13 protein-coding genes, 1 tRNA gene and 1 pseudogene are annotated in these 12,461 nt (G+C 45.1%); 10 read left to right on the forward strand and 5 right to left on the reverse strand.

Annotated features, from left to right (window positions below; genetic code table 11):
- Together H6F98_RS15240 and psbC are read left to right on the forward strand one after the other, a co-directional pair.
- Positions 1 to 261: pseudogene (locus H6F98_RS15240) on the forward strand (photosystem II D2 protein (photosystem q(a) protein)); the annotation flags it as partial.
- Positions 262 to 350: 89 nt separating this feature from the next.
- On the forward strand, positions 351 to 1,736 hold the full coding sequence (gene psbC / locus H6F98_RS15245) for a photosystem II reaction center protein CP43 (RefSeq protein WP_192219556.1): 1,386 nt from the start codon (positions 351 to 353) through the stop codon (positions 1,734 to 1,736).
- Positions 1,737 to 1,842: 106 nt separating this feature from the next.
- Here psbC and H6F98_RS15250 read toward each other — a convergent pair whose 3' ends face one another.
- A complete protein-coding gene (locus H6F98_RS15250) occupies positions 1,843 to 2,952 on the reverse strand; it encodes an S-(hydroxymethyl)glutathione dehydrogenase/class III alcohol dehydrogenase (protein WP_192219557.1) in 1,110 nt (369 codons plus the stop codon).
- 200 nt (positions 2,953 to 3,152) lie between these two features.
- Between H6F98_RS15250 and H6F98_RS15255 the strand changes: the two genes are divergently transcribed.
- From H6F98_RS15255 to H6F98_RS15275, 6 genes are all read left to right on the forward strand, one after another.
- Positions 3,153 to 4,577: an ammonium transporter gene (locus H6F98_RS15255; protein WP_192219558.1), complete on the forward strand. Its 1,425-nt coding sequence runs from the start codon at positions 3,153 to 3,155 to the stop codon at positions 4,575 to 4,577.
- Between the two features lie 13 nt (positions 4,578 to 4,590).
- The gene (locus H6F98_RS15260; RefSeq protein WP_192219559.1) at positions 4,591 to 5,109 is read left to right on the forward strand and encodes a hypothetical protein; all 519 of its coding nucleotides are present in this window, start codon (positions 4,591 to 4,593) and stop codon (positions 5,107 to 5,109) included.
- A 124-nt stretch (positions 5,110 to 5,233) separates the two neighbouring features.
- A complete protein-coding gene (locus H6F98_RS15265) occupies positions 5,234 to 5,833 on the forward strand; it encodes a hypothetical protein (RefSeq protein ID WP_192219560.1) in 600 nt (199 codons plus the stop codon).
- A 55-nt stretch (positions 5,834 to 5,888) separates the two neighbouring features.
- A complete protein-coding gene (gene map / locus H6F98_RS15270; protein ID WP_192219561.1) occupies positions 5,889 to 6,668 on the forward strand; it encodes a type I methionyl aminopeptidase in 780 nt (259 codons plus the stop codon).
- A gap of 63 nt (positions 6,669 to 6,731) precedes the next feature.
- On the forward strand, positions 6,732 to 6,857 hold the full coding sequence (locus tag H6F98_RS34100; RefSeq protein ID WP_277927587.1) for a hypothetical protein: 126 nt from the start codon (positions 6,732 to 6,734) through the stop codon (positions 6,855 to 6,857).
- Positions 6,858 to 7,077: 220 nt separating this feature from the next.
- Positions 7,078 to 7,575, forward strand: coding sequence for a pentapeptide repeat-containing protein (locus H6F98_RS15275; protein WP_242058551.1), 498 nt, complete (start codon positions 7,078 to 7,080; stop codon positions 7,573 to 7,575).
- 33 nt (positions 7,576 to 7,608) lie between these two features.
- On the opposite strand, the gene purU is transcribed toward H6F98_RS15275, so the two are convergent.
- The 4 genes from purU to H6F98_RS15295 form a co-directional block, all read right to left on the reverse strand.
- On the reverse strand, positions 7,609 to 8,463 hold the full coding sequence (gene purU, locus H6F98_RS15280) for a formyltetrahydrofolate deformylase (RefSeq protein WP_192219562.1): 855 nt from the start codon (positions 8,461 to 8,463) through the stop codon (positions 7,609 to 7,611).
- A gap of 51 nt (positions 8,464 to 8,514) precedes the next feature.
- Positions 8,515 to 9,693, reverse strand: a complete 1,179-nt coding sequence (locus tag H6F98_RS15285; RefSeq protein WP_192219563.1) for a tyrosine-type recombinase/integrase — start codon at positions 9,691 to 9,693, stop codon at positions 8,515 to 8,517.
- A 130-nt stretch (positions 9,694 to 9,823) separates the two neighbouring features.
- Positions 9,824 to 9,897 (reverse strand) — tRNA-Val (locus H6F98_RS15290).
- Between the two features lie 273 nt (positions 9,898 to 10,170).
- Positions 10,171 to 11,151: a PfkB family carbohydrate kinase gene (locus H6F98_RS15295; protein WP_192219564.1), complete on the reverse strand. Its 981-nt coding sequence runs from the start codon at positions 11,149 to 11,151 to the stop codon at positions 10,171 to 10,173.
- A gap of 292 nt (positions 11,152 to 11,443) precedes the next feature.
- Here H6F98_RS15295 and H6F98_RS15300 point away from each other — a divergent pair, with 292 nt between their 5' ends.
- Together H6F98_RS15300 and H6F98_RS15305 are read left to right on the forward strand one after the other, a co-directional pair.
- Positions 11,444 to 11,719 carry a helix-turn-helix transcriptional regulator gene (locus tag H6F98_RS15300; protein ID WP_192219565.1) on the forward strand — a complete coding sequence of 92 codons (276 nt, stop codon included), beginning with the start codon at positions 11,444 to 11,446 and terminating at the stop codon, positions 11,717 to 11,719.
- Complete coding sequence (locus tag H6F98_RS15305; RefSeq protein ID WP_242058552.1) at positions 11,670 to 12,314, forward strand: biopolymer transporter; 645 nt, start codon at positions 11,670 to 11,672, stop codon at positions 12,312 to 12,314. The genes H6F98_RS15300 and H6F98_RS15305 overlap by 50 nt, the downstream gene beginning before the upstream one ends.
- The last annotated feature ends 147 nt before the right edge of the window (positions 12,315 to 12,461 follow it).

Here is a 12,461-nt window from a genome sequence, read left to right on the forward strand (position 1 = left end):
TTGCACTTCTTCATGCTGTTCGTGCCTGTAACGGGCTTGTGGATGGCATCAATTGGGATTATTGGCTTGGCGCTGAACTTGCGGGCGTATGACTTCGTCTCGCAGGAAATCCGGGCAGCAGAAGACCCTGAATTTGAGACGTTCTACACCAAGAATATTCTCTTGAACGAGGGCATTCGGGCTTGGATGGCTCCACAAGACCAACCTCATGAAAACTTTGAGTTCCCTGAGGAAGTTCTTCCTCGTGGTAACGCTCTGTAAAAAACCTTTAAGATGAATGCTGAACGCTCATCTTTCAGCATTCATCACTCCTTGTTTATCATTCATTATTCTCAAAGAGGTACTACCCCGTGGTAACGCTCTCTAATAGTTCTCTGATTGCAGGGAATCGTGACCAGGAATCATCAGGTTTTGCCTGGTGGGCTGGTAACGCCCGTCTAATCAACCTTTCTGGTAAGCTGCTGGGCGCTCACGTTGCCCACTCTGGATTGATTGTCTTCTGGGCAGGAGCAATGACCTTATTTGAGGTTGCTCACTTCGTGCCCGAAAAGCCCATGTACGAACAGGGCTTGATTCTCCTACCTCACCTTGCCACCCTTGGTTGGGGTGTTGGTCCTGGTGGTGAAGTTATCGACATCTTCCCTTATTTTGTTGTCGGTGTACTGCACCTGATTTCTTCTGCTGTTTTAGGTCTCGGTGGTATTTACCACGCGATTCGTGGTCCTGAAACCTTAGAAGATTATTCGGCATTCTTTGGTTACGACTGGAAAGACAAGAACAAGATGACCACCATCTTGGGCTTCCACCTCATTGTTTTGGGAATCGGTGCTTTGCTGCTGGTAATCAAGGCAATGTTTGTCGGTGGTGTTTACGATACTTGGGCACCAGGTGGTGGTGATGTCCGCATCATTACCAACCCGACACTGAATCCTGCTGTAATCTTCGGTTATCTGCTGAAGGCTCCCTTCGGTGGCGAAGGCTGGATTATCAGCGTCAACAACATGGAAGACATCATCGGCGGTCATATCTGGGTTGGTTTGGTTTGCATTTTCGGTGGTATCTTCCACGTTCTTACCAAGCCTTTCGCCTGGGCACGCCGCGCCTTCATCTGGTCTGGAGAAGCTTATCTCTCCTACAGCTTGGGTGCTTTGTCTCTGATGGGTTTCGTTGCTGCTTGTTACGTCTGGTTCAACAACACCGCTTACCCCAGCGAATTCTATGGCCCAACAGGTCCTGAAGCGTCTCAGGCTCAAGCCTTGACCTTCTTGATTCGTGACCAACGCTTGGGTGCAAACGTCGGTTCGGCTCAAGGTCCAACTGGCTTAGGTAAATACCTGATGCGCTCTCCTACTGGCGAAATCATCTTCGGTGGTGAAACGATGCGCTTCTGGGATTTCCAAGGTCCTTGGTTGGAGCCTCTGCGTGGTCCTAACGGTCTTGACCTAAATAAGATCAACAATGACATTCAGCCTTGGCAAGCTCGTCGTGCCGCTGAGTACATGACCCATGCTCCTTTGGGTTCTCTAAACTCAGTTGGTGGCGTTGCGACAGAAATCAACTCCTTCAACTACGTGTCTCCACGTTCTTGGTTGGCTTGTTTCCACTTTGTGGTGGGCTTCTTCTTCCTAGTGGGTCACCTCTGGCACGCTGGTCGTGCTCGTGCGGCGGCGGCTGGATTTGAGAAGGGCATCGACCGTATCACTGAGCCGGTTCTATCTATGCCTGACCTCGACTAGATTGCTCAATTAAGTTTCAGTTAAAACTTGAATAACTAAAAGGCTCCTGTTTAAAAGCAGGAGCCTTTTTTGGCACTCAATAGAGTCCTAAAACCTGCTTCAGGTTTTAGAATGTCACAACGCTACGGATAGATTCGCCCTTGTGCATTAAATCAAAGGCATCGTTGATTTGCTCTAGAGGCATCACATGGGTAATCAAGTCATCAATGTTAATTTTGCCTTCCATGTACCAATCAACAATCTGAGGAACATCAGTACGTCCTCTAGCACCACCAAAGGCTGTCCCTTTCCAAACGCGCCCTGTAACTAGTTGAAATGGACGGGTACGAATTTCCTCGCCAGCACCTGCAACACCAATAATCACGCTAACGCCCCAACCTTTGTGGCAGCATTCTAGGGCTTGGCGCATCACATTCACATTGCCGATACACTCAAAGCTGTAATCAGCGCCGCCTTTGGTTAAGTCAACGAGGTACGGCACTAAATCGCCTTCAACTTCCTTAGGATTCACAAAATCAGTCATCCCAAATTTTTCTGCAAGTGGGCGCCTAGCTGGATTGATATCCACTCCTACAATTTGGCTTGCTCCAACCATCCGCGCCCCTTGGATGACATTTAGACCAATACCACCCAATCCAAAGACTACTACCCTCGCTCCTGGTTCGACTTTCGCGGTGTTAATGACTGCACCGACACCCGTTGTTACACCACAACCGATGTAGCAGACTTTATCAAAGGGAGCGTCTTCACGAATTTTTGCTACGGCAATCTCAGGCAACACGGTGTAGTTGGCAAAGGTAGATGTTCCCATGTAGTGATGGAGCATAGTTCCATCAATTGAAAAGCGACTACTACCATCAGGCATTACACCACGCCCTTGGGTAGAACGAATGGCTTGACAAAGATTGGTCTTGCGACTCAAACAGTATTCACACTGACGGCATTCTGGGGTGTAGAGGGGAATCACATGGTCGCCTGGTTTTAGGCTGGTTACACCTTCACCCACCTCGATCACAACACCTGCGCCTTCATGCCCCAGAATGGCGGGGAATAGACCTTCGGGGTCTTTGCCAGAGAGGGTGTAGGCATCGGTGTGGCAAATTCCGGTTGCCTTGATTTCAATCAGCACCTCACCAGCCTTTGGTCCATCTAGCTGCACCGTTTCAATCGTCAACGGTTTGCCTGCCTCGAAGGCTACTGCTGCTCTGATGTCCACTCATTCTCTCCTAATTGCATCAACGGACTCATTTCAGTTTATAACGATGTTTTTATGCGATCGCTTTTCTAATTTTCTTGTTAAATATTACTGGCTTGTTATGACAACCGTATCCTAGTTGACTGTAACAACCCAAGCATTTCTTCTAAGTTATTTAACACTTCATCTATCGCCAGTTGGAAATTTATTCAACGTGACTTATGACTCCTGAAGCGCAAGAATTCTTAGGAACATTTGTATCAGAGAGCTTCTATTACTATGCTTCTGTATTCATGTTATTGATTCATGCAGGCTTTCTCGCTTATGAAGGCGGTGCATCCCGTACTAAAAACGTTCTTGCCACAATGGTCAAAAACCTATTGACCTTATCAAGTGTTGGTTTAGCGTTTTACTTCTTCGGATGGTGGGTTTACAACGCCTTCCCCTTATTTCCAGTTACAGGTGGAATTCTTGGTCCTTGGACTAACCCAGAAGCCAATGAAACAATAAAGGCAGCAATGCCCTACGTTCAAGCCTCTTATCCGTGGTCTGATGCCTTAGCACCGAATACAGCAGACCATCTTACTGGGGTATTTTTCTTTGCTTTTGCCCTGTTTGCAATGACCACAGCTTCAATTTTATCAGGAGCCTTAATTGAACGGGTGAAAATCGGGGCTTACCTGATTATGTCAATCGTTCTTGGTGGTTTTACATGGGTTGTCGCGGCAGCTTGGGGCTGGAGTGCTTTCGGTTGGTTTTATACTCAATTTGGTTATCACGACTTTGGCTGTGCCGCCGTTGTTCATGGCGTTTCAGGATTCTTCACCTTAGGGGTACTAATCAATCTTGGTCCTAGAATTGGCAAGTATGACGAACAAGGAAAACCTCGACCCATCTTACCTCACAACCTACCTTTAACTATGGTAGGTTTAATGCTGATTTTTGTCGGTTTTTACGCTTTCTTAGCCGCTTGCCTGATTTTCCTTCCCGGTTATGCCAAGGAAACAACAATCTACGGTTCACCAATGACACTTGCTTCAATTGGTGTTAATACCACTCTCGCTCTCGCATCGGGAATAATTGCCGCTTATATCTCTTCTAAAGCAGACCCATTTTTTACAATTCCTGGAGGCTTGGCAGGAATTATTTCAGCAGGTGGTGGTATGGACTTGTATCATCCCTCTTTAGTCATTGTCATTGCTTTTATTGGTGCTTTTCTGATGCCAAAAGTTGCCATATTTATAGAAAAACTGGGCATTGATGATGCGGTAGGAGCTGTTGGAGTTCATGGTTTTTGCGGAATGTTTGGTGCTTTAGTTGTCGGACTATTTGCCAGTGGCTATCCTCAAGGAGAAGGAGTACCCCTAACTAGTTTATTTGGTCAGTTCGTCGGAGTATTTATCTGTATTGTCGTTCTTGGTTTCCTTCCAGGATATGGAACTAGCTGGATTCTGAAAAAAATGAATTTATTGCGAGTTTCTAGGGAAGAAGAAATTGAGGGTTTAGATATAGCAGATTTGGGGATTGAAGGTTACCCAGAATACAGCATGAATTGGTCAACACCAAAGAGGTTAGAACCAAGTGAAGTAGAAACGATGCCGGAAATGTTTGAACGTCCACGTCCTGGTACTGCCGGAATAGAATAGGGAGAAAATAAAAATGAGTAGTCCTTTTAAAACCCCTCAAGACTTTTTGGAAGCGAAAGGGCCAATTTATAGCTTCAGTGGTAGTCCTGCAATTATTGGTCTATTAATTATTCTTAGTGTTGGGATTTTAATTTGGTTCATCTATGCTTCCTACACCATCAAAAATGGTAAACCAGAGGCTAAAAATCCTGTAGTTGTAGGCATTCTGATTGCGCTTAGTGCATTTTCCTTAGCTGAGTCAGTTTATAAGCCTCCTGTTGAGAAATCCAATCGCACTATTACGCACAAAGAAGTAGGCAATGAACGAATTAGCCGTGCAAAGCCGAGACAGGGAGGGTATATACCAGCCGTGTTAGGAATGATTGCTTCTGGTAGCACATTACAGCGTCAATCCCGAAAATCTCGTCGCCGTGTCCAGAATGGTAATTTAATTTTGGGAAATATTTCTCAGCAAATCCAGAAAGGACTGTCTTTGAGGGGACGTTCTACTCGAACCACAGGAGCTAATCCGAGTAAGCGTCGGTCTTTTTAGTCATACTGTAGAAAAGTTGCGATCGCACTTCTGGTCTAAGGGTGGGCAATGCTCACCCTTATCATTTAGCTATAAATGGACTTCACACGGCTTTCTGCGGAAGCTAGTAATTAAACTTCTGGCTATGACCAAGCTTTCCAGCGAACAGTTATTTCTCACCGAAGCGGCAAAAGCACTGCTGGATAAAGAAGAACACTCACCGTTTCTCAATCTTTCTCAGTATCAACTTTGGGAGTTAGTGGGTGTTGATGGTTTGCAATTGGTCAAGCGACTTGTGAGTAATGTGGCAGCGAAGATTGCTCCATTCCAATCCCTTGACTTTATCTTTACGGGTTATCAATATTCAGTTCTACGCTTGTGTGAAAGACGCTTTCGCTTGGGTTTGTATGGAGATTTGGGAACGTATGGCGGCTTGAATTTTGAGGAGGCGATCGCTTCTGCAAAAATAGGGTTACAAGTCTGGGCAAAACCTTGTGGCACAATGCAGACAATAGCCCTTCCCGAAGCCACTGCCCTAAACTTACTCCCCCGAATTGCTGTTGTTAAACCACCCCATTGTTTGCAGGGACTATCGCCAAATTGTGCTGTACCTGCCACAGTTCATGAGATTCCTGTCCTCATCTGGCGACATCGCTTACTCTCAGAGGCAGTGTTTGAGTTACATTCAGCCGTGCAAGATGCCGAGACGATTGGCAGAGCAGCAGCACAAACGCGATCGCAGTAAAGTGAATAAATAGATAGCTCTCCATTGGCGGGAGAAATTGTTGGAATAGAAACTCATGGCATCAGAAACCATCGTTCTTTTATCGAGCCGAGAAATAGAAAAAATGCGTCAGGCTGGGCGCTTTGCTGCTGAACTCCTAGACCACCTGGAAACGATGGTGAAGCCAGGAGTTAGCACATTAGAGCTGAATGATGAGGCTGAACGCTGGACACAAAGTCGTGGCGCAAAAAGCGGCCCTCTTGGCTACCACGGCTTTCCTAAGTCCATCTGCACTAGTGTAAATGAGGTAGTCTGTCACGGCATCCCGAATGCCAAACAAATCCTTAAAGAAGGTGACATCATCAACATTGATGTTACGCCAATTCTCGATGGCTATTACGGCGATACCTCCAAAACCTTCTTTGTTGGTACTCCCTCCCCCATGGCGAAAAAGTTGGTTGAGGTGACCCAAAAGTGTTTAGATGTCGGCATTGCTGAAGTTAAGCCAGGAGCAAAGATTGGAGACATTGGTGCAGCAATTCAGGAATATGCTGAGGCACAAGGGTTTTCTGTAGTCCGAGATTTCGTTGGACACGGCGTTAGCAATATTTTCCATACCGCGCCCCAGGTTCCTCACTATGGCACAAGAGGAAAGGGCAAGCGCCTTCGTCCTGGGATGGTATTCACCATTGAGCCAATGATTAATGAAGGTACCTGGGAAGTTGAGGTTCTCGCTGATCAATGGACGGCTCTCACGAAAGACCGTAAGCTTTCTGCTCAATTTGAGCATACCGTAGCAGTGACTCAAGACGGTGTTGAAATCCTAACTCTCTCTAGAAAGGTTGCTAAAGTCTAATCGCCTTAAGACAAAACGCCCTCAATCATCGACTCAGTTCATAACACTAATCTCATTAAACTAGTGCGATCGCCTTTGGTAGGGAATAAATGCGATCGCATTTATTCCCTACCTGTCATGGGTTTGTGGAGAAAGGTCAAAGGAACGATCATCCTTGCCTTTTCGCTATTTGGTGCATTGAAAAACTAAAGATAGGCTTCCTGAAGGGAAGGCATCTATCAACCTCCTAGCCTGCGATTGAGGAGATACTCTCAACTTGTGACACCCGTCACAAATAAGTTTGACTTCAAGTCACGATACCTTGAAGATGATGTCACGCTTTTGACTGATATAGCTACCGATTTCCTGCGATAAAGTTCACCCTTTGGTATGACTTATTTCATCGACTGTTTGAAAGAAACGCCTGAGGATGAACTTTGTCAACTCTGTGGAAACGAGATATATGGATTTTCAGGGTAGCGTCCGCTACGAATCCAACGCTTCTAGTTATGCACTTAGGGCAGGTTGCGCTCAAAAAATGACTCCAGATGAACTGTTGCAACGCTATGCAGCAGGAGAACGTAATTTTCGAGGAGTTAACCTTAGTGATGAAATCCTGATTTGGGCAGACTTACGTGGAGCAGACTTACGTGGGGCTAATCTACGGGGAGTAAACCTAAATTGGGCAAACTTAAGCCGAGTCAACTTAATTGGAGCAGACTTGCGGGGGGCAGACTTAGCTTGGGCTAACCTGAAAAAGGCTGACTTACGCTGGGCAAACTTGAGTGAAGCAAACTTTAGTGCAGCTAATTTGAGCGGTACTGATTGGAGTGGCGCAATAATGCCTGACGGAACAATCTTGCCTATAGAAAATCCTCGTCCAACCCCAAAACTTCTTTCGTGGTTGTTAATGCCTTTTAACCGATAACAGCCCTCAAGTCACAAATTTCTAATGCTCTTCTCAAGCAAATACTACTGTCCGATTGCCATAAACCAGCACCTGATGGCGCAGGTGTAAGCGTACTGCTCTTGCTAAAACAACTCGTTCTAAGTCCTTCCCTTTGCGAATCAAATCAGCAACGCTGTCTCGGTGGCTGACTCGCACAACATCTTGCTCAATAATTGGTCCTGCATCTAATTCAGGCGTGACATAGTGAGCTGTTGCACCAATGGTTTTAACACCTCGCTCATGCGCTTGGTGGTAAGGCTTTGCTCCTGCAAAGGCGGGGAGAAAGGAATGATGAATGTTGATGACTTGAGGAAATTGGTGAATAAATTCTGGACTGAGAACTTGCATATATTTAGCAAGAATCACTAGGTCGATGTTGTACTGATGCAGGAGTTCTAGCTGTTTGGCTTCCTGCTCAGCTTTATTATCCTTGGTAACGGGAATGTAGTGATAGTCAATGCCAAATTGAGCGGCGACATCTTTTAAATCAGTGTGGTTGCTGATAATAAGTGGAATCTCAGCAAAAAATTCTTTGGCTTTATGTCGCCAAACCAAGTCAAACAGACAATGATCTTGGCGGCTAACCCAAATTGCTAGACGGGGAGTTTTGTCTGAGAAGTGCAACGAGAAATTAGCTTTTAGGGGTTTTGCGATCGCATTAAATGCAGGTGCAATCAACTCACGCGGCAAATTAAAATCATCAAGTTGCCATTCAATTCGGGTGAGAAACAGCCCAGTGGCGAAATCAGTGTGTTGGTCAGCATGAATAATATTGCCGCCATTGAAGTCGATAAAATTAGCAAATTTGGCGACGAGTCCGCGTTGGTCAGGGCAGGAAATTAGCAGCGTTGCTGTTGAGCCTGTCATGTTTTAATCTCTAAATAGTTAAATATCAATTCTTTTCGTCTCAATAGAGAATTAAAACAACTCCGGTAATGATGAACTAGATACTAAACCTACATAGTCCTGATAAAGAACTTTTACGTCATGTCCAGTAATAGAGGCTACTACTACAGGATTTAAACCAGCTTCTAAACAATGAGATATAAAGGTATGTCTTGTGTTATAGGGTCTACGATAAGGAATACCTAACCGAGTTAAAATCGTTTGCCATGCACGACGGCTAAAGTTATGTTCATCTAATGCATTCCCTTGACGAGTCACGAACACTGGAGCATCTGGATTAACCTTTTCTGGCTTTATAGATTGGAGCAAATTCTTGAGGTCGCTACTGACAGGGATTGTACGAGCCTTGTTATTTTTAGCAGATTTTCTTACTCCTTTCGTTAAACTTTCACCAATCCAGATAGTAGAGAAATCATCTGATATATGCTTCCAGCATAAACCTATAGCTTCACCAGTTCGTACACCCGTAGAAAATAGAAACTGCACATAACTTGCATAGTGCTTATAATAAGGCTCATTTTTAAATGCTTCTATAATTGCCTGAACTTCATCTTTAGTAAAGGGTTTTGGCGATTGTTTTGGAGCAACTTTTATACGCTTTTGTAAATTTTTCCAAGGATTATATTCTACAATTTGTTTTTTCATTGCCCACTCCCAACAGGCATTGAGCAAGCCTAAACGCTCTTTTAGTACTCTTTCAGAGTTTTTATCTCTCAACCAATCTGTAAACTGTTCAGCACAAGTATCACTTAAAAAACAAGCAGGTTTATCTCCTAGACATTTTTGGTTCATTCCATCCTGACATTCAAACTGATTTAGGTAGTTCAGAGTAGCTTGATATTTTTCGAGAGTGCGACTATAAACATCTTTAGTCTTAGTGTCAATAAAATCCTTGAATAGTTCACTGATAGTGACTTTTGTCTCTACTTTCTGCTGAGTTGCAACCTGTGTTTGTAGTTTGTACTTTTGTAAAGTACAGTCATAGTTACCTGAGATAATGTCAAGTTCTATCTGACGAGCTTTTAGTTCTGCAAGCTTTCTATTTTCGGGAGAATCTGCTAATCCAAGAGAGAAAGCCTTCTGCTTACCATTAACTCGAAATCTCAGTCTTAAACGATTCTGGAATGCTTCTACAGACACATTCCCTTTGCTAGCTTTACCAGTAAAGGCTACCTGCGTTTTAGTTGGCATCTCTGATTTTTTGAGTATGATATCGTGGAGGTCAAAGTTATCGTACTCAATTCATACTCAAAAACGCAAGTATTTGCTTAAGTGACTGAGCTTTACAACATTCAGTCTACGCTATATCAATGCTTTGAGATGGACACAACTGGACTCGAACCAGTGACCCCCACGATGTCAACGTGGTGCTCTAACCAACTGAGCTATGCGTCCGAACAATAGATAACGATAGCACACTTAGAAGGAAAGCTGCAATTTTTAAGGAATTGACTACAGGACAAATACATCTAGAAGTGTGAAGAAGGCAGAAGGGAGTACTCAGATGGGGATTCAACCCCACCTGAATGCAAGCCACTTGAAGAAGTGGGGGATTCTCGCCCCTTGCTACCTTTCGGTGACCAGAACGCAGACAGCCGTTGGGCATAAAAATAAACCGTCTGCCTGACTGCACTAGGTAGCGCAGTTAGGGTAATTCAGCCTTTAAGCTCATAATTCACCAAGGTCTTTAAGAAACAATTCCACTTCAGAGGCTGTAGGTTGAGCCGCGATCGCACCAGGTTTCAATGTTGTTAATGCCCCCACGGCACTGGCGTATTTAATGATGTTCGTTGTAGATTCAAACGTCTCAAAGCCCTTAAGTCCTTGATGGCATAGCTGATGGAGGAAACCAGCAACGAAGCCATCTCCAGCCCCCGTGGCATCTTTAACATCCACTTCAAACGCGGGAAACTTGCCTTCATGGTCATTGAGACAGTAGGAACAGCCTTGATCTCCATCGGTGACTAGGACACCTTCTACTGAACCCAGACGATGGGTAATCGCACCTGCGTCACTAGTGTCAAAGAACAACTCAGCTTCTTCCTTCGCAAGTTTGAGGAAGTCAACTTTCTTGAAAAGTTCTTGAACTAAAGGCTTTGCGGCATTAGTGTCAGGCCAAAAGACTGGACGCCAGTTGATATCTAAGAAAATCTTGACATCATACTGCTCTGCAAATTGCAGCGCTTTTGCGATCGCGTCACGACTTTGGGGATAGGCTAGCTCCAGGGTTCCCAGGACTAAAATTTCAGCCTCTTCAAATAAGGATTCGGGTATCTGTGACGCTTGGAGGAAGGCATCCGCAAATTGGGTTGTGTCTAAGCCGCCAAAACCTGCAAATTCGCGATCGCCTTTTTCAGTACGCACCACATAAACTTGTCGCGTCGGTGCTGTGGAATGGCGCTGGACACCCGTGCTGTCTACTCCAATCTCCTGCAATAGCTGTACCAGAGTATCTCCAGGCTCATCTTGTCCCACACAACCCAAAAAACCAGCCGGAGTGCCTAGCTTAACTAAGGCACAAGCAACATTAGCGGGAGCGCCTCCCGGATAAGGCGTCCAAGATTCAACCTCCTCAAGCGATCGCCCTAGCTGATCAGCTAGAAGGTCAAACAATATTTCACCAAGGCAGAGTACACGCGGTTTGGTCACGGCTAGATCCAGCTCAACTTTTTCAGACTAAACAAAGGCTTCATCCCCTAATAAGAGATATCACCGATAAAGTCAAGATCGAAAACAAGAAGTAGAGAGAAATAGGAGAACTATTTTTCTATAGCTCTTTTTTCCCTGCTTCCTGCCTCCCCTACTTTCTTCCTTAACTCACTCAACGGCAAGCCTTTGCACCTAAAAATTTAACAGAGTGTGTTAATAAGGATTATTCAGACGCAGACGTTATTAACAATCCTCTAAAATAGTAAGTAGATATACCAAGGGCAAAATACCTATGGCTGGTGGCGAATCTTATACCCCCGCGTCTCTTTCAGACCGCGAAGTACAAATTATAGAACTAGTAGCCGCAGGTTTAACCAATCATGAAATCGCCCAGCAGCTAGAAATTAGTAAACGCACAGTTGATAACCACATCAGCAACATCCTCACGAAGACAGCAACAGATAATCGGGTGGCATTGGTACGTTGGGCTTTGCAGTGGGGCAAGGTTTGCTTGAACGATGTCAACTGCTGCCCTTTACCGTCCCCGAATGATGAAGTGCTGTCCTAGCTGGGATCATGCGTTCCTCAAGGTTTTAGGGCTTTGTTTAGTAATTGGATTGGCAAGTTGTGGCGGTTTCCTTTGGGATGGCTTCGGTTCGGGTGGCTTTGTAACTCCGCCGACTCAAAATCTGGGTGCAACTCTCAATAGTTCCGCCGCTGACCAAGAACCCAGTTATTCTTACGATGGGCGCTACTTAGTCTTTGCCTCTGATCGTCTGGCACAGCGAAGCATCTATCTCTACGATATGCAGCAACGGCGTCTCGTGGATTTGCCTGGACTAAATCAGCCAAATACCCTCCAAGAACAGCCAGATATCAGTGCTGATGGTCGCTACATTGTTTATATTTCGGAGCAGTTGGGTAAGCCGGATGTCTTTGTTTACGATCGCCAAACCTTTGAAGCTAAACGCTTAACCGAAAATATCTTGGCAGAAGTCCGTCATCCGACGATTAGCGGTAATGGTCGCTTTGTTGCTTTTGAGTCTAATCGCTCAGGGCAGTGGAATATAGAGATTTATGATCGTGGAACTGGTGTTGACTTGTCCTTACCTAGTGGTTCAGCAGCACCTCCGAAAGCATCGCCACCTTCCCCATCTCCTTAGCCAGTGTTCCACTTGAAGTGATCGCACTTCTAAACTGAAGTTCCCCCATACAGATGTACTGTTTAGTAAGCAAGAGCTTGCTCTGCTTGAGATAGAGATATCGTTCCCGTCAGCTTTGTACCCATGTAGTTTTAGATTTTCTTAAGC

Origin of the sequence: Microcoleus sp. FACHB-SPT15, from assembly GCF_014849525.1 — a bacterium.
GTDB lineage: Bacteria > Cyanobacteriota > Cyanobacteriia > Cyanobacteriales > Coleofasciculaceae > Symplocastrum > Symplocastrum torsivum.